Origin of the sequence: Mesorhizobium sp. B2-6-2, assembly GCF_006440615.1 — a bacterium.
Classification (GTDB): domain Bacteria; phylum Pseudomonadota; class Alphaproteobacteria; order Rhizobiales; family Rhizobiaceae; genus Mesorhizobium.
The window spans coordinates 390,584-407,270 of record NZ_VFUG01000003.1 but is presented as its reverse complement, the minus strand read 5'-3'; the positions used below and the strand labels follow the sequence as shown (position 1 = coordinate 407,270).

Genomic DNA, 16,687 nt, shown 5'->3' with positions numbered 1-16,687 from the left:
GCGCCGCCCTGCTCGATAGACCCTCCGATGCGCTGGCCAAAGCGGCCTTAATAAAGCGGCTCCTCGAACAGCGTCTTGTCGCCGTCCATCAGCGCCTTGATCTGCGCGGTGCCGTCGGACGCGAGCGCGAGCTTGATGCCGAACGGCCGCACGCGCATGTCGTCCTGGATCGCCATTCCTTCGCCTTCCGGCAGATAGAAGCGGTCGATCCCGTAGTCGGGTGCGATTGTCGCTTCCGGATCGCTGAGGCCCCAGCCTTCCCCGACATGGCCGGCAATGTCTGCTTCGTCCACGCCTGCTGGGGCCGGCGCTTTGCCGAACCACGCCGCGGTCGGCTGCCAATAGCCGTCGGAGCCCTTCTTCAATCGGACCACGACCGCTGTGTCGTCGCTGGAGAACTTGCCTTGCGGAAGGTTGGCGATCAGCTTCACCGGGATGCGAGAAATGTTGTTGTTGAGCGAGATATAGTCGCCGCGCAGGAGATCGCGCGGATCGACCGGTTGGACCTTCAGCAGCACTTCCTTGCCGTTGCGCAGAATCGCGGCGCGGCCAGCGATGATCCAGCTGAGAAAGCCGATCTGGACAAGCGCCAGCACCAGCGCCGAGATGATGAGTTTCTTGCCGGTCATGCCGCTGCTCCTATCTCGGCGGGCGTCCTCATGCGTTTCTCAACGCGGATAATGACCAGCGCCAGTATGCCGAGCAGCACGGCAGCCGCCAGGAAGAAGCCGGCCGTATCCAGCATCGACCGCAAGGTAACGCTATAGATGATGGCAAGTTCGAAGGCGAAGCCGGCATAGGCCAGCCAGCGCAGGCCCCTGCTCTCGCGGCCGGCCAACATGACCGCCGCCACGATGCCGGCAAGCGCTACGACCGAGGCGAGGGCGAAACCGCTGTTGTAGGTGCTTTCATCCGCCAGCTCGAACTGGATCATCGCCACGCCGGTGAGGAAGCCGAGCAAGGCATGCAAGGACAGCCGGCCGCCGAGCTGCAGGATCCTGTCGATCGGATCGCCGGCAAAAACCGAGGCGGCAAAGAGCAGCGTCGATACAATGACCAGCGACATCGCCACCGGCAGCGTGTCGTGATCCGTCGCCAGCAAGACTAGATACAGAATGACAGACAAAATGATGAGGTGGCGCGCTGCCCGGCTGCGCGTCCAGAACGAAATGGCGAACAGGACGATCGCCATGACGATGAAGAGATGCGGAATTTCCGCGCGCCAGTAGAAGCCGAACCCCTCGAGGACCAGCCAGGCATCGGCAATGCCGACTGCAACCACCGTCAGCGGGTTCGAACGCAGCGCTACTGCCGCCAACGCCGTGCCGGCGCACCACATCACCAGCGCCGAGGCCTCGTCGCCCGAAAGATGATACATCTGGCCGATCAGCGCGATCGATCCGCCGAAGGCGGCGGTGGCAACGATCCACAGCGCCTCGCCGATCGCGGCATGGTCGCGCGTCTTCAGCACCGCGCCGCCGACATAGCCGGCCAGGATAACGGCGAAAAGCGCCGCCACGCGAACGACACGCGGGATGGCCTCCCAGTTGGCGGTGACGAAGATCAGGATCGCCGCGCCGAACAAAAGCGCCGCCATCATCGCCAGGATTGAGCCGAAACTCAGCGACGCGCGCTCGTTGGCAGCGGCGTCGCGCGTCAATGCCTCCGCCGTGGCGGGATCGATCAACCCTCTCTCCCGCCAGCGGGCGATATCCGCCCTTAGCCGTGTCGTATAGCTCGCCATGCTTTCCCCCGAAGCCTGGTCATTTCCTCAGCCGGGGCAGCCAAACCGTTGACGCGGCGGCACTTTCCGATTCGGCCTTCTTTGCGACGCAGGCGTGAACGGCCGTTAATGTTGCATTGCACAATTTGCATTGCTGCCATGCGCCAACGGCACTTTTAAACCGATATGATCCCACCTATTTTCTGTTCGTACACAAACGGAATGATCCGAACCAAAGACGAAACGAGAACTACCATGAACCTGATCCGCAACTACCGCAACTGGCGCCGCTACCGGGACACCGTCTCCGAGCTGAACCGCCTGTCGAACCGTGAACTGACCGACCTCGGCATCAGCCGCAGCGACATCCACTACGTCGCTCGCAAGGCGGTCTAATCCGCTTCGGACCGCAAATGGTCCGAACCAGTTTTGAAGAGAGTTAAGACAATGAACCTGATCCGCAGCTATCGTAACTGGCGCGTCTATCGCGACACTGTTGCTGAGCTGGGTCGGCTTTCAAACCGCCAGCTCCATGATCTCGGCATCGTTCGCGACGAGATCAAGATGGTCGCCCGCAAGGTGATCTAAGCAAGGCATTTCGCCAGGGTCGACCTCCTCCCCGACCCTGACGGATACGGCCAACCCTCACCTCCTCCCGAGGGTTGACCACCAAAACGGCGCCCGCCGGACCTCCTCCCCCGGCGGGCGTTGTTTTCCAGAAGCGAACGCAGTTCGTCTTCGAAGGCTTCGCCCCTTCTCAAAGGCGAAAGGAATTTCGTCCTCAAAGGCGAAAAGAATTTTCGTCCTCAGGGGCGATAAGGAATTTCGTCAAAGCCGACCTCCTCCCCGGCGATGACGAATAAGGTCGATCTTCACCTCCTCCCGAGGATCGACCCCCAAAACGACACCCGCCGGACCTCCTCCCCCGGCGGGTGTTGTTGTTTCTGGCACAGGCACCGGCCTCGTGCGTTCTCAGCTGGCAATTGCAATCGCGTCCCCAAGCGATTATTCCGGCGCTGATGAGCAAAAATCCCGTACACGTCATCGGCGGCGGCCTCGCCGGCTCCGAAGCCGCATGGCAAATTGCGCAAGCCGGCGTTCCGGTCGTGCTGCATGAGATGCGCCCGGTGCGCGGCACCGACGCGCACAAGACCGACGGTCTGGCCGAGCTGGTCTGCTCCAATTCCTTCCGCTCCGACGACGCCGAGAACAACGCCGTCGGGCTGCTGCACGCCGAATTGCGGCTTGCCGGCTCGTTGATCATGAGCGCGGGCGACGCCAACCAGGTGCCGGCCGGCGGCGCGCTCGCCGTCGACCGCGACGGCTTTTCCGACGCGGTCACCGCGAAAATCGAGGCGCATCCGCTGATCACCATCCAGCGTGAGGAAGTGCCCGGGCTGCCGCCCACGGATTGGGACCAGGCGATCATCGCCACCGGCCCGCTGACGGCGCCCGCGCTGGCGCAGTCGATTGCGGAAGCTACCGGCGCCGATGCGCTCGCCTTCTTCGACGCGATCGCGCCAATCGTGCATTTCGACACGATCGACATGAACACGGCCTGGTTCCAGTCGCGCTACGACAAGGTCGGTCCCGGCGGCACCGGCAAGGACTACATCAACTGCCCGATGGACAAGGAGCAATATTTCGCCTTCGTCCAGGCGCTGCTCGACGGCCAAAAGACCGAGTTCAAGGAATGGGAAGGCACGCCCTATTTCGACGGCTGCCTGCCGATCGAGGTGATGGCCGAGCGCGGTGTCGAGACCCTGCGCTACGGGCCGATGAAGCCGATGGGGCTGACCAACGTCCACAATCCGACGGTCAAGGCCTATGCGGTGGTGCAGCTCCGGCAAGACAATGCGCTGGGCACGCTCTACAACATGGTCGGCTTCCAGACCAAGCTGAAGCATGCCGAGCAGGTGCGCATCTTCCGCACCATTCCGGGGCTTGAAAACGCCGACTTTGCGCGTCTGGGCGGCCTGCACCGCAACACCTACATTAACTCGCCGACGCTGCTTGATCCTTCGCTGCAGCTGAAATCGCGCCCCGGCCTGCGCTTTGCCGGCCAGATCACCGGTTGCGAAGGCTATGTCGAAAGCGCCGCCATCGGCCTGCTCGCCGGCCGCTTCGCCGCCGCCGAGCACCTCGGCCAGACGCCCTCGCCGCCGCCGCCAACCACCGCCTTCGGCGCGCTGCTCAGCCATATTACCGGCGGCCACATCGTCTCCGACGACGAGCCCGGCAAGCGCTCCTTCCAGCCGATGAACGTCAATTTCGGCCTGTTCCCGCCGGTGGAAGCGCCGAAGACCGAAGGCAAGCGCCTGCGCGGCAAGGACAAGACCGTCGCCAAGCGCCACGCCATCACCTCGCGCGCTTTGGCCGATTGCAGGGTATGGCTGGGGCTGCCGGCGCGGGCGCAAGCGGCGGAGTAGGCTTTTCGGTTTCTGTTGGAGGCCCATATAAAGTAGGATATCATCCTACTCGCAATCCTATGTGAGATGAGCCATGGAATCCGCCGAGAAACTGTCCGTCACCGTCACGCCAGCCATGGCGCGCCTGATCCGCGAAAAGGTCGAGGACGGCTCCTACGGCTCGGCAAGCGAAGTTATCCGCGCCGCTCTTCGAGCCTTCCAGCGCGAGGAGGAGGAGCATGCCGGGCGCATGGCATCGATCCGCGCACGTGTGAAGGCTTCGCTTGAGGACAAGAGGCCTAACGTTTCAAGAGAAGATGTTCGCGCCCATCTTCATGGGCTTTTTGCCGAGTATTCGAGCCCCGACGATGATTCAGCGGCTTGAAGTCCAATATCGTCAAAGCGCGAGAGATGATCTTGCTAACATCTTCAGACACATAGCGGAGGCGAGCGGAAATCCTCAAGTCGCCCTGAAGTTCGTTCTGCGCATGGAAGATCGTTGCCAAAGCATCGGCAATGCACCTCGCGGCGGCCGCTCGCGCGATGACATCGTGCCGGGACTGCGAACCGTCCCCTTCGAACATCAGCTATGTTGTCGAAAGCGATGTCGTTCGCATCATCAACGTCTTCTACGGCGGTCGAGACTACGAGGCGTTGATGCGCGACGGTGGGTCAGGCGGCCCATCCTGAAGAGTGATTACTCCGCCGGCTCCGCGCCTGCCCTCGGCAACCCCGGCTTGCCCGCCTCTCCCGGATTCCTCCGCACATAAGCCGCCTTCAGCGTCTGCGACGTATCGCGCGAGCCGTCATGGCTCCAGCCCGGCGGCTGGATGAGATAGTTGACACGCTGACCAGGCGTCAGACCCGGCGCCAGCGCATCCTTGAACATGCCTATCCATTCGTGGAAGGCCACCTTCAGCGGATTGAAGGTGCCGATGTTCTTGACGATACCATAGCGCGGCCGGTCCTCCTCCAGCTCCTCGACGAAGGTGCCGAACATGCGATCCCAGATGATCAGCGTGCCTGCATAGTTGGCGTCGAGATAGCGCGGATTGGTGGCGTGGTGGACACGGTGGTGGGAGGGCGTGTTGAAGATGAATTCGAACCAGCCCCACATCTTGCCGATCGTCTCGGTGTGGATCCAGAACTGCCAGACCAGGTTGAAGCCGAAGACGAAGGCGATCACCGCAGGATGGAAGCCGAGCAACACCAGCGGCGCCTGCAGGATGAAGGTGAAGGTGAACAGGCCAGTCCAGCTTTGTCTCAGCGCCGTTGAAAGATTGTAGTGCTGGCTGGAATGATGGTTGACGTGCTCGGCCCATACCCAGCGCACCCGGTGCGCGATGCGGTGGTAGACATAGTAGCGCAGGTCGTCGAGCAGGAAGGCGGCGACGAACACCCAGATCGACAGGCCGAGATTGAAGAAGCGGAACTGCCACAGCCACAGCAGCGCCCAATAGGACACGACGCCGAGCAGCAAGCCTGCGACGACATTGCCGGTCCCCATCATCAGGCTGGTCAGCGTATCGCGCGTTTCGAACGATCCCTTGGCGCGGCCGGTGCGCACCAGCCAAAGCTCGATCAGGATCGCCGCGACGAAGAACGGGATCGCAAGCTGGGTGACCTGCGGGAAATTATACTCGTCCATCATGCCGCCTTTCGGATCCGCTCATCGCCTTGCAATGCCGCCGCCACGGCCAGCGCGTCGGCTTCATCGGCAAAGACGAAATTGCCGCCTTTCCAGGTGAAATCATTGAGCCGCAGCGAGGCCACATTGCCTTCCCTGGTCAGCGCCAGAATATCGCGCGGCGTGACGATGCGCGTCAGAAAACAATCGCCTATGCTCCGGACGATGCCGCAGCGCTGCGGAGCGAGATCGAGAAACGCGGCATGGTTGTCGGCTGTCAGCCGCACGGTACGCGGTCTTTCGTCGGGAAAATCCTCGGCAAAGCGTGCGAGCGCATGATCGGCGCCGGCAAGCGTCGCGGTCGTCGTACCGCCGGTGAAATGCACGGCCGCGACCGACAACGCGATGCCGAACACGACAAGAACGACCAGGACTGACAGGCTCATGGAAAGACGGCTCCTCCGGCGGCCCGCATTTCTTCGACGCGAGTCCACGCAACGGAATCCCTAGCACGGTTGACGTTTACGTCAAAGGGGCGTCCAGCCCCGCATCGCATGACGCAAGAGCAGCCAGTGCCGGCGCAAGGTGGAGAGCGTCGCTGTCCCATTGAGCGGCGACCTGCCCGTCTTCTCCATCTTGTCGAGATAGATGCGAGTCAGCGCCAGTGGCAGGAAGGCCGGGCGCAACGAAACGGGAAGCGCCGGCGCACCTGTCTCGAAGGCGTTGAGATGCTCGCGCGCCAATGCGATCATCGCAGTCACCGCGCGCTCCGCGGCAGCCCCGCCCTCGCCTTTGACGAACTCTTCCGGCGCCGTGCCGGCCGCCGAAAGGATGTCGGCGGGCACAAAACACTGTCCGCGCCGACGATGGAGCGGCAGAAGCAACAGCAGGCCGGTGATCGCCTGCGCGCAGCCGGCCCTGCCCGCCAGTTCGGCAAAGCCAGGCGCGGCGGCCGGATCGACCACCATCGCCGCAAGTTGGATCAGCGCCGCCGCCGTCTCGCCGCAATAGCCCTCGAGATCGGTGCGCGACGGCATCGGGTCGTCATAGAGATCGAAGATGCGCGCCTCGAGCATGTTCTCGAAAGCAGCCTTCGGCAACCGGCAGGCGGCGATCGTTGCGCGCAGGGCGTCGGCGGTCGGGTGGCCTGTCTCGGCATCCCCTTCGGCCGAAATGACGTCTCGCCACCATTGCAGCCTGACCTCGCCCGGCAGCGGCTCATGGATGCGATCGCGCACGCCGGCAATCTCTGCATTGAAGGCGTAGAGCGCGAGCAGCGCGTCGCGCTTGTCGACCGGCGCGTAAAGCGCCGATAGGTACCGGTCATGGTCGCCGGCGCGCACCGCATCCATGACGATGTCGCCATTCTTGACGATGTTGGACGTGCCGGCCATTCAATCGACGGCGATCAGCGCCGCGGCCACGGCGCGGTCTTCGGCGAGCAGCACATTGTAGGTCCGCACCGCCGCTCCCGTCGACATCGGGTCCGCCGAGATCCCGGCGTCCTTTAGCGCGGCTCGCAGCGCCGCCGGCAGTGGCCGCAGTTCCTTGCCCATGCCGACCAGCAGGATCTCGACCTTGCCGGCTTCGGCGAACAGCTTGTCGAAATCCGCGGCCTTCAGCGCTAGCGGATCGGCCGGCTCCCAGCCGTGGATGCCCGACGGCAGGACGAGCAGCGATCCGCGATGCGACATGTCGGCAAAGCGAAAGCCGCCATTGCCATAGGCCTCGATCGGCGCTTTGCCAGGGAAATGCGCCTCGCGGATGATGATGCCTTTGGCCATGGCTCTAGAACATGATGCCGAAACGGCGTCAGGTCGCCACCGCCTTGCCGTTCACCGGCTCCTCAGCCGAGGCCTGCGGCCTCAGCTTGAAGAGGATCAGCAGCGGCGCGGCGATGAAGATCGACGAATAGGTGCCGAACACCACGCCGAACAGCATCGCCAGCGTGAAGGAACGGATCACCTCGCCGCCGAACAGCACCAGTGCCAACAGCGCCAGTGACGTGGTGACGGAGGTCAGCGTGGTTCTGGACAGCGTCTCGTTGATGGCGTTGTTCAAGAGCTGCGGCAGCGGCATCTTCTTGTATTTTCGCAGATCCTCGCGAACGCGGTCATAGACCACGATGGTGTCGTTCAGCGAATAGCCGATGATAGTCAGGATGGCCGCCAACGATGACTGGTTGAACTCCAGCCCTGTCAAGACGAAGAAGCCGATCGTCATCACCACATCGTGCACCGTGGCCACGATGGCGCCGACGGCGAACTGCCATTCGAAGCGGAACCAGACATAGAGCAGAATGCCCGCCAGCGCGATCAGCATGGCGATCGTGCCCTGCTTGGCCAACTCGCCTGAGACCGTCGGCCCGACCACCTCGACCCGGCGGAAGTCATACTGGTCCTGCAGTTCGCCCCGCACCTTGTCGATCACGGTCTGCTCTGCATTCTCGCCGGCGTCCTGCGTGCCGACACGGATCAGCACGTCGTTCGGCGCACCGAACTGTTGCACCTGGATTTCGCCGATGTTGAGCTCGGAGAGCCTGCTGCGGATGTCGCCGAGATTGGCATCGCCCTGCTTGGACTGCACCTCGATCAGCGAGCCGCCCTTGAAATCGATGCCGTAGTTGATGCCAAGGGTCAGGAACCCGACGACCGACAGGATCGACAACGTGCTGGAGAGAGCAAATGTCCAGCGGCGGATGCCCATGAATGGGACCTTCGTGCCCGGCGGAATGAAGGTGACCGGCGCGCGCGGCAGTTCCTTCGGCCGGGCGCGGCGCAGCCAGATCGACACGAGCATGCGGGTGAAGGTGAAGGCTGTGAAGACCGTGGTCAAAATGCCGATCGCGTAGGTGATCGCAAAGCCCTTGACCGGGCCTGTGCCCAGCCAGAACAGCACCACGGTGGCGATCAGCGAGGTGACGTTGGAATCGACGATCGTCGCCAGCGCCTTCGAGAAGCCGGTGTCGATCGCCTGGATAACCGAACGGCCGTTGCGTCGCTCTTCGCGGATGCGCTCATAGATCAGGACGTTGGAGTCCACCGCCATGCCGATGGTGAGCACGATACCGGCGATGCCGGGCAAGGTCAGCGTGGCGCCGAGCAGCGACAGCGCGCCGACGATCATCGCCACGTGCACAGCCAGAGCGATGTTGGCCAGGAAACCGAGGAACCCATAGGCGACGAACATGAAGGCTACGACGAGGATTGAGCCGATCACGCCAGCCACCTTGCCGGCGTGGATGGAGTCCTGACCAAGGCCCGGGCCGACCGTACGCTCTTCGATGATGGTCAATTTGGCCGGCAGGGCGCCGGCGCGCAGCAAGACGGCGAGGTCGTTGGCGCTCTCGGTCGTGAAATTGCCGGAGATCTGGCCGCTGCCGCCGAGGATCGGCTCGCGGATCACCGGTGCCGAAATCACCTGGTTGTCGAGCACGATGGCGAACGGCTTGCCGACATTCTGTTGGGTCGCCTGGCCGAACCTGGTCGCCCCGCGGGAATTGAAGGTGAACGAAACCACCGGCTCATTGGTCTGCGAATTATAAGTTGGCGTCGCATTCGACAGGTCTTCGCCCGAGACGATAACGCGGTTCTCGACGAGGTAAGAAACCGGCGGATCGTCCTGCGAATAAAGGACCGAGTCGCCAGCCGGCGGGCGATTCTTCATCGCGTCCTGGACCGGCACCGACGTGTCGACCATCTGGAACGTCAGCTTGGCGGTCTGACCGATGATGTCCTTGAGTCTTTGCGGGTTCTGGAGCCCGGGCACCTGGACCAGGATGCGGTCGTCGCCCTGCCGCTGCACGATCGGCTCGGTCGTGCCAAGCGCGTTGACGCGTCGCTCGACCACCTCGATCGCCTGCGAGAGCGCGGTCGAGGTGCGATATTTGATGCCCGCATCCGTGACGGTGAACTTCAACAGCCCAGGCTCGGAATCGTCCAGCGCCATCGACTGCACGGAACCGCCGGCAAACAGACCGGCTGCGACCGGGTTGGTTATCGGCTTCAGCGCTGTCTTGGCGGCTTCGATCTGGCTCGCATCATTGATGCGCACCTGCACGGTTCGGCCTGTTCCGCCAAGGCCGGTATATTGGATCTTGGCATCGCGCAGCAGCGTCCTGATCTCGTCGCGCGTCGTCTGCAGCTGATCCTTGATCAGGTCGTTCTGATCCATCTGCAGCAGGATGTGCGAGCCGCCCTGAAGATCGAGGCCCAGCGTCATCTGCCGCTTCGGCACCCAGTTCGGCAATTGCGCCAGCATGCTCGCCGGGAAGAGATTGGGCGCGGCGAGGATCACTGTGACCGCCACGGCGAGCCAGATCAGGATCATCTTCAGGCGCGAAAAATAGAGCATTCGTTTTATCCGTTCAGGCGTACAAGCGGCAGCGTTCCGCCATCGAGGTTAGGATTACTTCTTGGCGTTCTGGTTCGCCACCGGCTCGCCCTTGACGCGCACGTCCGAAATCGTCGAGCGCAGCGCCGTCACCTTGGTTCCGCCGCCAAGGTCGATCTCCAGCTCGTTGTCGTCGATCACCTTGGTCACCTTGCCGACGAAGCCGCCGCCGGTCACCACCGTATCGCCGCGGCGCACCGCCGACAGCATTTCCTGGCGCTTCTTCAACTGCGCGCGCTGCGGCCGGATGATCAGAAAATACATGATCACGAAAATCAGGACAAACGGCAAAATCGAGATCAACATGTCTGGCGAGGCGCCGACGCCCTGGGCGTATGCCGGTGTAACGAACATCAAGAAACTCCTGGATGGTGAAATACCGCTGCGGCGGCCCCGCGAAATTTGGCCGGAATATAGTCGGTAAACTTGCCAATGCAACTGCGCTGCGAGCCCGATCCGTTGCTTTTCCAGCCGTTCGCGGCGTGCTAGAGCGTCGCAGCGGAAGCGGCTTCGAGGCCACCGAAAAGATCATGCTCCAACAAAAGCTTGGACCTGGTTCTTGCAGCGATGTCATGGAAGCCGCTCCCACACGCTGAAATACCTCGACAAAAAAGACCTGAGATGACCGACAGCATTGACGCATTGAACAAGAAACTCGACCGCCTGATCGAGGCAGTCGCTCGCCTTGCCCCGCCGCCCGTGCCGCAGACCGACCTCGGCGTTGCCGACTGTTTCGTATGGCAGGCGGACCCTGGTTTTCTGGATCCGGTGCGCAAGGTCAACCGCGTCGACATCGGCCTGATCCGCGGCGTCGACCGCGTGCGCGACATCCTGCTCGACAACACCGAGCGCTTCGCGTCCGGCTATGCGGCCAACAACGTGCTTTTGTGGGGCGCGCGCGGCATGGGCAAATCGTCCCTTGTCAAGGCCGTGCATGCCACCGTCAACGCCTCCGACAAGCTCGACCGGCCGCTGAAGCTGATCGAAATCCACCGCGAGGACATCGACACGCTGCCCAAGTTGATGGGTCTCCTGAAGGCGGCCCCCTGGCGCTTTATCCTGTTTTGCGACGACCTTTCCTTCGACCATGACGACACGTCGTACAAATCGCTGAAGGCGGCGCTCGAGGGCGGCGTCGAGGGCCGGCCCGGCAACGTCATCTTCTACGCCACGTCCAACCGGCGGCATCTGCTGCCGCGCGATATGATCGACAATGAGCGCTCCACCGCCATCAACCCTTCGGAAGCGGTCGAGGAAAAGGTCTCGCTTTCCGACCGTTTCGGCCTGTGGCTCGGCTTCCACAAATGCTCGCAGGACGAATATCTCGACATGATCGACGGCTATGTCCGCTACCACGATCTGGCGATCGACCCCGAGCAGCTGCGCGCCGAGGCGCTGGAATGGGCAACCACGCGCGGCAGCCGTTCCGGCCGCGTCGCCTGGCAGTTCACGCAGGACCTCGCCGGGAGGCTCGGCAAGCCGCTCAAGGATTGAAACGTTAACGTCACCTGGGCGACTGCGCCCGTCGCAAGTCGCGCGGCGTCTGGCCGATTTCGCGGCGCATCCAATGCGCTAGATGTGACTGATGCGCGAAGCCCGTCAATGCTGCAACCTCGCTCGTGCTCAGATCGCCTTGCTTGAGCAGAACGCGCGCCCTTTCCACGCGGCGTCGCAGCACGTAGCGATGCAGGGTGACGCCCGTCGCCACCTTGAACCATGTCCGCAAGTGCGAGCTGCTCGCGCCGGCAACCCGGCTCAGCCGGTCAATCGAAAGCGGCTCGTGGAGAGCGGTCTCTATGTGTTCCAGAACTCGCTTGAGCTGCGCATCCGACAACCGGTTCGTTTGAACAATGTCTGGGCCATCAAGACCGAGCAGCCTCACCGCAAGAGCGGCACCGATGCTGTCGGCAAACAAAGGGCCGCTCGGCGCGCCGGCATTGAGGTCGCTCTGCAGCGCTCGGGCGAGATGTTCGATGCGCTGGTCACGAAGCAAATGGCGCGTGTCGAGCCGCGACGCTCGCGCCCTGCCGCCAAGTTCCGCGGCGACCCTTTCCATCAAGGCCGGCTGCAAGATGATCTCAATCGTCTCGAACGGGGTTTCGGCATCGAAGCCGCCCTCCTCGCCAGCCGGCACCAGGTCGATATCGCCGGCGCGCCTGACGAAATATCGCCCGACCTGGTTGCAGTAGGAGCGCGTTGCCGCGCTGGCATGCACCATGATGCGATGGTGTGGCGCCCGGGACAGGCGATGGACGCCTGCTTCAACATGCCGGGAGACCATTGCTACGTCGGACGAGGATCGGGCCGGCTCGAATTGCGAAGGCATGGTCTCTCGATTCATGGCAAAACCTGTCCAAGATTTGGCAATTCCCGCGCGATTTTCAACGCCGTGAACTCGTACTCACGCCTCTCCATCAAGCTTGGAAGAGAGGTTGCCATGAGTTTCTATGTTGTTGTCGGCGCGGGCCCGGTTGGCCGCGAGACGGCTCGCCGTCTTGGCGAAGAAGGACACGATGTCGTGCTCACAAGCCGAAGCGTCGGTTCGAACGCGTTGCCGAATGTGCGGACGATACGGGCTGACGCCACGGACGCTGCGGAGCTGTCACGTGTCTGCCGAGGCGCCGATGCCATTTTCATGTGCGCCATGGCCACATATCATCGGTGGCCCACCGACTTTTTCCCCATAATCGACGGCACCGTGCGCGCGGCGGAAGCTGTCGGCGCGAAGCTCATCGTGCTTGGCAACCTCTATGGTTATGGGGAAAATGCCGACCGTCCGCTTCGCTCCGACATGTCTCTAGACCCGACTTCGAAGAAGGGAACCGCCAGGACCATCATGTGGCAGCGGCGGTCCGCGCCAGTGTGCCGGCGATCGAAGTGCGGTCCAGCGACTATCTCGGACATGGCGCGATCAGCTACTTCTCGCTGGTCGCGCTGCCCTCCATCATCCAAGGCAAGCCCACCGCCTTCATTGGAGACCTCGACGCAACTCATGCCTGGGCCTTCACCAAGGACGTCGCGAGCACGCTTGTCGCGGTCTCCCGCTACACGGGTGAATGGGGACGGGCGTTTCATGTTCCTTCGCAATACGCCTCGCCCCGCGAACTCATCCGGAAAACCGCGGCAATGCTCGGACAAGAGATTCCGGAGCCACGCTCCTATTCCGTCCCCGAGATGGAAGCCCTTGGCATGCATGAGCTCGTCGAGATGCGGTACCTGTTCGAGAGCCCCTTGCTGGTCGATAGCTCCGACGCGGAGACACTTCTTGGCGTGAAGGCCAGCAGCCTTGAAGAGATGATCGCCGACACGCTCCGTGATCATCTCTGAACCTTGCGGGAAGGCATCTTGAACGAATCTGAAAAAGCCCGCTCCTTGCGGAGCGGGCTGAAGACGGCGGGCCGGACTGGAGGTCAGGCGGCCCGCAAACGGTTCTTGTTCTATTCGAGGTAGCCGCTCGGATCGACCGGGGCCGAGTTCTTGCGCACTTCGAAGTGCAGCTTGGGCGAGTCGGTGGTGCCGCTCATGCCGGACAGCGCGATCTCCTGGCCGCGCTTGACCTTCTGGCCGCGCTGCACCTCGATCGAGCTTGCATGGCCATAAACGGTGACCAGGCCGTTCTCGTGCCGCACCAACACGGTGTTGCCGAACTCCTTGAGGCCGTCGCCGGCATAGATGACGACGCCGTTCTCGGCCGCCTTGATCGGCGTTCCTTCCGGCACCGCGATGTCGACGCCGTCCTTGCCGGAGCCGAAGCCGGAGATCACGCGGCCGCGCACCGGCCAGCGCATCTTGCCGATCCCGGTCGCGTCGGGCGCCACTGCATCGTCGTCCTCGGCCTGCTGGATGACCTTGGCATCCTTCTTCGGCGGCGTATAGGAGGCGAGCGTCTCGGTGGTCTTGGCCGCCGGCGGCGTCGTTGCCGTCGTCACCGGATCGACCGCCGGCTTTGTGGCCGCGGGCTTTGCCGCGGCAACGGCGACCGTGCCGCCGGCCGGAACCTTGAGCGTCTGGCCGATCTTGAGCAGGCCGTCCTGCATGCCGTTGGCCTTCTTCAGCGCCACGACGCCGACACCGGTCTTCCTGGCGATCGAGGACAGCGAATCGCCCTGCTGCACCGTGTAGGAGCCGCCGGCGCCGGCCGGCTTGGCCTCGGCCATCTGCGACGCTGGCTTGGGGTTCTTCGAGCCGCTGGCCGCGGCCGATGTGTCGACCTGAGCGGCCGACTTGCCGTCCTTGATTTTCGGCTGCTGCGGCAGCACCGCGACCTTCTCCGGCGCGCCGGCAGGCTGCTTCGGTGTATTCACCGGCTTGCCCTCGGCGACCTTCGGCTCCGCCTTGCTGGAATAGGCATAGGCGGGAATGACGATCTTCTGGCCGCTGCGGATGCCCTTCTTCGGATCGATCCCGTTGACCTTGGCGATGGCATCGGCAGGCACATGATAGTGCTGCGCCAGGCCCGAAAGCGTCTCGCCGTCGCGCACCACGATTTCGGTCGCATGCGGGGCAGCACTGGCATTGCGCACGGCGTCGGGCTCGGCCGCCTTGAACGGCTTGGCCGGCGCGACGGTGTTGGTGGTCGTTCTGTCGACATGCGGCGCGGGAGCAAGCGCGGGAGCCGGAGCAAGGGCGGGGGCTGACGCTGTGCGCTGCGGCCTGGCCGGCGCGGCGGCAGGCTGCGAGGGCGGCGGCAGCTGCTGCGCCGTGACCGGCTCGAGGCTCGAGCGGCTCACCGACTGGGTGTGGGTGCCGTCGACCGGCGCCGGAGCGACCGTGTCGCCCGGATAGGGCTGGTCGACATTCTGCTTGTTGATGATGGCGCGCTGATTGTTGGTGGATGACGTGAAGACGTCGTCGACACCGTTGAAGCGCATCGACTGGGAACTGCACCCGGCCGCCGCGCCGGCAATCATCAGGACAGCGCAACCGCGCGCCAGATTACGTCTGTTTGCCTTCAAGTGATTGAATTGCATCGCACTAACCCGCACAGACCCGGTACAAACTGGTCACGATTAAAGCGCGTTAATGTTACTGGGCGGTTAACCCATTAGAATCCGACGAAAATTTTCTTAAAACATTGGCGGGAATTTTGGCGAGGGCTGTGAGGCCCGCTAAATCACCATCGCGACGCTGCGCAGGATCGGCTGCAGCCTGACCATGCCGATGTCCTCGCGCTCGAAGCGGCTGCCGACCTTGGTGAGCTTGGCCAGCACCTGCTCGCCCTCTTCCGGGCCGATCGGCGCGATGACGATGCCGCCGCTCGACAGTTGGTCGAGCAGGAAGCGCGGCAGGCTGTCAAAGGCGGCCCAGGCGACGATACGGTCGAACGGCCCTTCATTGGGCAAGCCGTTGGAGCCGTCGGCCTGGCGGGCGATGACGTTGCTGATGGCGAGCGCCTCGAAGCGCTGCTTTGCCTGCTCGGCCAGCGTCTTGTAGCGGTCGACGGTGATGATGCGCGCCGCAAGCCTCGACATGACCGCTGCGGTGTATCCAGAGCCGGTGCCGATCTCGAGCACGCGGTTGCCCGGCTCGATGTGAAGTGCTGCGATCACCGCCGCCTGCAGATCGGCGCCCTCGATCGCCTCGCCGCATTCGATCGGCAGCATGCCGTCCGACCAGGCGACCGCATGGAACTGCGCCGGCAGGAAACCGCGCCGCGGCGTCGCCTCGAAGGCGGCGACCAGCGCCTTCGGCGCCGCGCCCCTGCCCCGCAGCCTGAGCAGGAAAGCGGCAAAACCTTCGCGGTCGTCGAGGCCCGTATTCATGCCAAAACCTATTTTATGACAGCGCCTTGGTCAGTTGGTCGCGGAGTTCATGGGCGGTGAGGTCGAGCTGCAGCGGCGTCACCGACACCAGCCGGTTGCGCAGCGCATGGAGATCCGTGCCCTTTTTGCCTTCGACCGGCTCGCGGCCAAAGCGCAGCCAGTAGTAAGGCAGGCCGCGCCCGTCGCGCCGCTCGTCGACCCAAAGGCTGTGCACCAGCTTGCCCTGCGCGGTGACGACGGTGCCCTCCACCTCGTCGGGCGCGCAGTTCGGGAAATTGACGTTGAGCAGCACGCCTTCCGGCAGCGGCGTCTCCACCAGTCGCTTGAGCAACGCCGGCGCCAGCGCCTCGGTCGTCTCGTAAGGCACGACGCGATCCTCGCCGACATAGGAATAGGCCTGGCTCACCGCGATCGAGCGGACGCCGAGCAGCGCGCCTTCCATGGCGCCCGCCACGGTGCCCGAATAGGTGACGTCGTCGGCGATGTTGGCGCCGGAATTGACGCCGGACAGGATCAAATCCGGCGGTCCGGGCAGGATTTTTTTCGTGCCCATGATGACGCAGTCCGTCGGCGTGCCGCGCACGGCGTAGTGCTTCTCACCGATCTTGCGCAGCCTGAGCGGCTCCGAGATCGACAGCGAATGCGCATAGCCGGACTGGTCCTGCTCCGGCGCGACCACCCAGACATCGTCCGACAGCGTGCGGGCGATGCGTTCGAGCGACGCCAGCCCCTCGGCATGGATGCCGTCGTCATTGGTCAGGAGAATGCGCATCAA

The 16,687-nt window shown here is 63.5% G+C and carries 19 protein-coding genes and 1 pseudogene; 8 read left to right on the top strand and 12 right to left on the bottom strand.

Annotated features, from left to right (window positions below; translation table 11 throughout):
- Positions 1 to 47: 47 nt before the first annotated feature.
- Entirely contained in the window at positions 48 to 629 is a 582-nt protein-coding gene (locus FJ419_RS10025) for a GDYXXLXY domain-containing protein (protein WP_140690453.1), read from the bottom strand.
- Positions 626 to 1,744 (bottom strand): DUF2157 domain-containing protein, encoded by a 1,119-nt coding sequence (locus tag FJ419_RS10020; protein ID WP_140690450.1) that lies wholly within the window; start codon positions 1,742 to 1,744, stop codon positions 626 to 628. Before FJ419_RS10020 ends, FJ419_RS10025 begins: the two co-directional genes overlap by 4 nt.
- Positions 1,745 to 1,978: 234 nt before the next feature.
- Between FJ419_RS10020 and FJ419_RS10015 the strand changes: the two genes are divergently transcribed.
- The 5 genes from FJ419_RS10015 (at position 1,979) to FJ419_RS09995 (ending at position 4,901) form a co-directional block, all read left to right on the top strand.
- Positions 1,979 to 2,119, top strand: a complete 141-nt coding sequence (locus tag FJ419_RS10015) for a DUF1127 domain-containing protein (RefSeq protein WP_095765031.1) — start codon at positions 1,979 to 1,981, stop codon at positions 2,117 to 2,119.
- A 51-nt stretch (positions 2,120 to 2,170) separates the two neighbouring features.
- Positions 2,171 to 2,311 (top strand): DUF1127 domain-containing protein, encoded by a 141-nt coding sequence (locus tag FJ419_RS10010; RefSeq protein WP_140690446.1) that lies wholly within the window; start codon positions 2,171 to 2,173, stop codon positions 2,309 to 2,311.
- A 431-nt stretch (positions 2,312 to 2,742) separates the two neighbouring features.
- Positions 2,743 to 4,152, top strand: a complete 1,410-nt coding sequence (trmFO, locus tag FJ419_RS10005; protein WP_140690442.1) for a methylenetetrahydrofolate--tRNA-(uracil(54)-C(5))-methyltransferase (FADH(2)-oxidizing) TrmFO — start codon at positions 2,743 to 2,745, stop codon at positions 4,150 to 4,152.
- A 73-nt stretch (positions 4,153 to 4,225) separates the two neighbouring features.
- On the top strand, positions 4,226 to 4,516 hold the full coding sequence (locus FJ419_RS10000; RefSeq protein WP_140690439.1) for a type II toxin-antitoxin system ParD family antitoxin: 291 nt from the start codon (positions 4,226 to 4,228) through the stop codon (positions 4,514 to 4,516).
- Positions 4,449 to 4,901 carry a type II toxin-antitoxin system RelE/ParE family toxin gene (locus FJ419_RS09995; RefSeq protein ID WP_348642811.1) on the top strand — a complete coding sequence of 151 codons (453 nt, stop codon included), beginning with the start codon at positions 4,449 to 4,451 and terminating at the stop codon, positions 4,899 to 4,901. Before FJ419_RS10000 ends, FJ419_RS09995 begins: the two co-directional genes overlap by 68 nt.
- Here the strand turns inward: FJ419_RS09995 and FJ419_RS09990 are convergent.
- The 6 genes from FJ419_RS09990 to yajC all read right to left on the bottom strand — a co-directional run bounded on the left by FJ419_RS09990 (position 4,829) and on the right by yajC (position 10,504).
- The gene (locus FJ419_RS09990) at positions 4,829 to 5,779 is read right to left on the bottom strand and encodes a sterol desaturase family protein (protein WP_181170663.1); all 951 of its coding nucleotides are present in this window, start codon (positions 5,777 to 5,779) and stop codon (positions 4,829 to 4,831) included. The genes FJ419_RS09995 and FJ419_RS09990 overlap by 73 nt on opposite strands.
- The gene (locus FJ419_RS09985) at positions 5,779 to 6,204 is read right to left on the bottom strand and encodes a hypothetical protein (RefSeq protein ID WP_140690429.1); all 426 of its coding nucleotides are present in this window, start codon (positions 6,202 to 6,204) and stop codon (positions 5,779 to 5,781) included. The genes FJ419_RS09990 and FJ419_RS09985 overlap by 1 nt, the downstream gene beginning before the upstream one ends.
- An 81-nt stretch (positions 6,205 to 6,285) precedes the next feature.
- Complete coding sequence (locus tag FJ419_RS09980) at positions 6,286 to 7,152, bottom strand: phytoene/squalene synthase family protein (RefSeq protein ID WP_246679164.1); 867 nt, start codon at positions 7,150 to 7,152, stop codon at positions 6,286 to 6,288.
- Entirely contained in the window at positions 7,153 to 7,542 is a 390-nt protein-coding gene (locus FJ419_RS09975) for an Mth938-like domain-containing protein (protein ID WP_140690425.1), read from the bottom strand.
- Positions 7,543 to 7,570: 28 nt separating this feature from the next.
- Entirely contained in the window at positions 7,571 to 10,111 is a 2,541-nt protein-coding gene (gene secDF / locus FJ419_RS09970) for a protein translocase subunit SecDF (RefSeq protein ID WP_140690421.1), read from the bottom strand.
- 54 nt (positions 10,112 to 10,165) lie between these two features.
- Positions 10,166 to 10,504 (bottom strand): preprotein translocase subunit YajC, encoded by a 339-nt coding sequence (yajC, locus tag FJ419_RS09965; protein WP_095765024.1) that lies wholly within the window; start codon positions 10,502 to 10,504, stop codon positions 10,166 to 10,168.
- A 267-nt stretch (positions 10,505 to 10,771) separates the two neighbouring features.
- On the opposite strand from yajC, the gene FJ419_RS09960 reads away from it, so the two are divergent.
- Positions 10,772 to 11,644 (top strand): ATP-binding protein, encoded by an 873-nt coding sequence (locus tag FJ419_RS09960; protein WP_140690418.1) that lies wholly within the window; start codon positions 10,772 to 10,774, stop codon positions 11,642 to 11,644.
- A gap of 10 nt (positions 11,645 to 11,654) precedes the next feature.
- Here FJ419_RS09960 and FJ419_RS09955 read toward each other — a convergent pair whose 3' ends face one another.
- A complete protein-coding gene (locus FJ419_RS09955) occupies positions 11,655 to 12,491 on the bottom strand; it encodes an AraC family transcriptional regulator (protein WP_181170655.1) in 837 nt (278 codons plus the stop codon).
- Between FJ419_RS09955 and FJ419_RS31565 the strand changes: the two are divergent.
- Positions 12,375 to 12,884 (top strand): annotated as a pseudogene (locus FJ419_RS31565) (NAD(P)H-binding protein); the annotation flags it as partial. The gene FJ419_RS09955 and the pseudogene FJ419_RS31565 overlap by 117 nt on opposite strands.
- Before the next feature lie 104 nt (positions 12,885 to 12,988).
- On the top strand, positions 12,989 to 13,477 hold the full coding sequence (locus FJ419_RS31135) for a hypothetical protein (RefSeq protein WP_246679174.1): 489 nt from the start codon (positions 12,989 to 12,991) through the stop codon (positions 13,475 to 13,477).
- A gap of 110 nt (positions 13,478 to 13,587) precedes the next feature.
- On the opposite strand, the gene FJ419_RS09945 is transcribed toward FJ419_RS31135, so the two are convergent.
- The 3 genes from FJ419_RS09945 to surE all read right to left on the bottom strand — a co-directional run bounded on the left by FJ419_RS09945 (position 13,588) and on the right by surE (position 16,684).
- Entirely contained in the window at positions 13,588 to 15,120 is a 1,533-nt protein-coding gene (locus tag FJ419_RS09945) for a peptidoglycan DD-metalloendopeptidase family protein (RefSeq protein ID WP_140690415.1), read from the bottom strand.
- A gap of 138 nt (positions 15,121 to 15,258) precedes the next feature.
- The gene (locus FJ419_RS09940; RefSeq protein WP_140690412.1) at positions 15,259 to 15,912 is read right to left on the bottom strand and encodes a protein-L-isoaspartate(D-aspartate) O-methyltransferase; all 654 of its coding nucleotides are present in this window, start codon (positions 15,910 to 15,912) and stop codon (positions 15,259 to 15,261) included.
- A gap of 13 nt (positions 15,913 to 15,925) precedes the next feature.
- Positions 15,926 to 16,684 (bottom strand): 5'/3'-nucleotidase SurE, encoded by a 759-nt coding sequence (gene surE / locus FJ419_RS09935; protein WP_140627262.1) that lies wholly within the window; start codon positions 16,682 to 16,684, stop codon positions 15,926 to 15,928.
- Positions 16,685 to 16,687: the final 3 nt, after the last annotated feature.

Excerpts from the sequence above, each read along its gene's own strand:
- FJ419_RS10010 (WP_140690446.1), top strand. The coding sequence starts at position 2,171 with ATGAACCTGATCCGCAGCTATCGTAACTGGCGCGTCTATCGCGACACT.
- FJ419_RS09985 (WP_140690429.1), bottom strand. The coding sequence starts at position 6,204 with ATGAGCCTGTCAGTCCTGGTCGTTCTTGTCGTGTTCGGCATCGCGTTG.
- surE (WP_140627262.1), bottom strand. The coding sequence starts at position 16,684 with ATGCGCATTCTCCTGACCAATGACGACGGCATCCATGCCGAGGGGCTG.
- FJ419_RS10020 (WP_140690450.1), bottom strand. The coding sequence starts at position 1,744 with ATGGCGAGCTATACGACACGGCTAAGGGCGGATATCGCCCGCTGGCGG.
- FJ419_RS09945 (WP_140690415.1), bottom strand. The coding sequence starts at position 15,120 with ATGCAATTCAATCACTTGAAGGCAAACAGACGTAATCTGGCGCGCGGT.
- secDF (WP_140690421.1), bottom strand. The coding sequence starts at position 10,111 with ATGCTCTATTTTTCGCGCCTGAAGATGATCCTGATCTGGCTCGCCGTG.
- FJ419_RS09940 (WP_140690412.1), bottom strand. The coding sequence starts at position 15,912 with ATGAATACGGGCCTCGACGACCGCGAAGGTTTTGCCGCTTTCCTGCTC.
- trmFO (WP_140690442.1), top strand. The coding sequence starts at position 2,743 with ATGAGCAAAAATCCCGTACACGTCATCGGCGGCGGCCTCGCCGGCTCC.
- FJ419_RS09960 (WP_140690418.1), top strand. The coding sequence starts at position 10,772 with ATGACCGACAGCATTGACGCATTGAACAAGAAACTCGACCGCCTGATC.
- FJ419_RS10025 (WP_140690453.1), bottom strand. The coding sequence starts at position 629 with ATGACCGGCAAGAAACTCATCATCTCGGCGCTGGTGCTGGCGCTTGTC.
- FJ419_RS10015 (WP_095765031.1), top strand. The coding sequence starts at position 1,979 with ATGAACCTGATCCGCAACTACCGCAACTGGCGCCGCTACCGGGACACC.
- FJ419_RS09980 (WP_246679164.1), bottom strand. The coding sequence starts at position 7,152 with ATGGCCGGCACGTCCAACATCGTCAAGAATGGCGACATCGTCATGGAT.
- FJ419_RS09975 (WP_140690425.1), bottom strand. The coding sequence starts at position 7,542 with ATGGCCAAAGGCATCATCATCCGCGAGGCGCATTTCCCTGGCAAAGCG.
- FJ419_RS10000 (WP_140690439.1), top strand. The coding sequence starts at position 4,226 with ATGGAATCCGCCGAGAAACTGTCCGTCACCGTCACGCCAGCCATGGCG.
- yajC (WP_095765024.1), bottom strand. The coding sequence starts at position 10,504 with ATGTTCGTTACACCGGCATACGCCCAGGGCGTCGGCGCCTCGCCAGAC.
- FJ419_RS09990 (WP_181170663.1), bottom strand. The coding sequence starts at position 5,779 with ATGGACGAGTATAATTTCCCGCAGGTCACCCAGCTTGCGATCCCGTTC.
- FJ419_RS09955 (WP_181170655.1), bottom strand. The coding sequence starts at position 12,491 with ATGAATCGAGAGACCATGCCTTCGCAATTCGAGCCGGCCCGATCCTCG.
- FJ419_RS09995 (WP_348642811.1), top strand. The coding sequence starts at position 4,449 with ATGTTCGCGCCCATCTTCATGGGCTTTTTGCCGAGTATTCGAGCCCCG.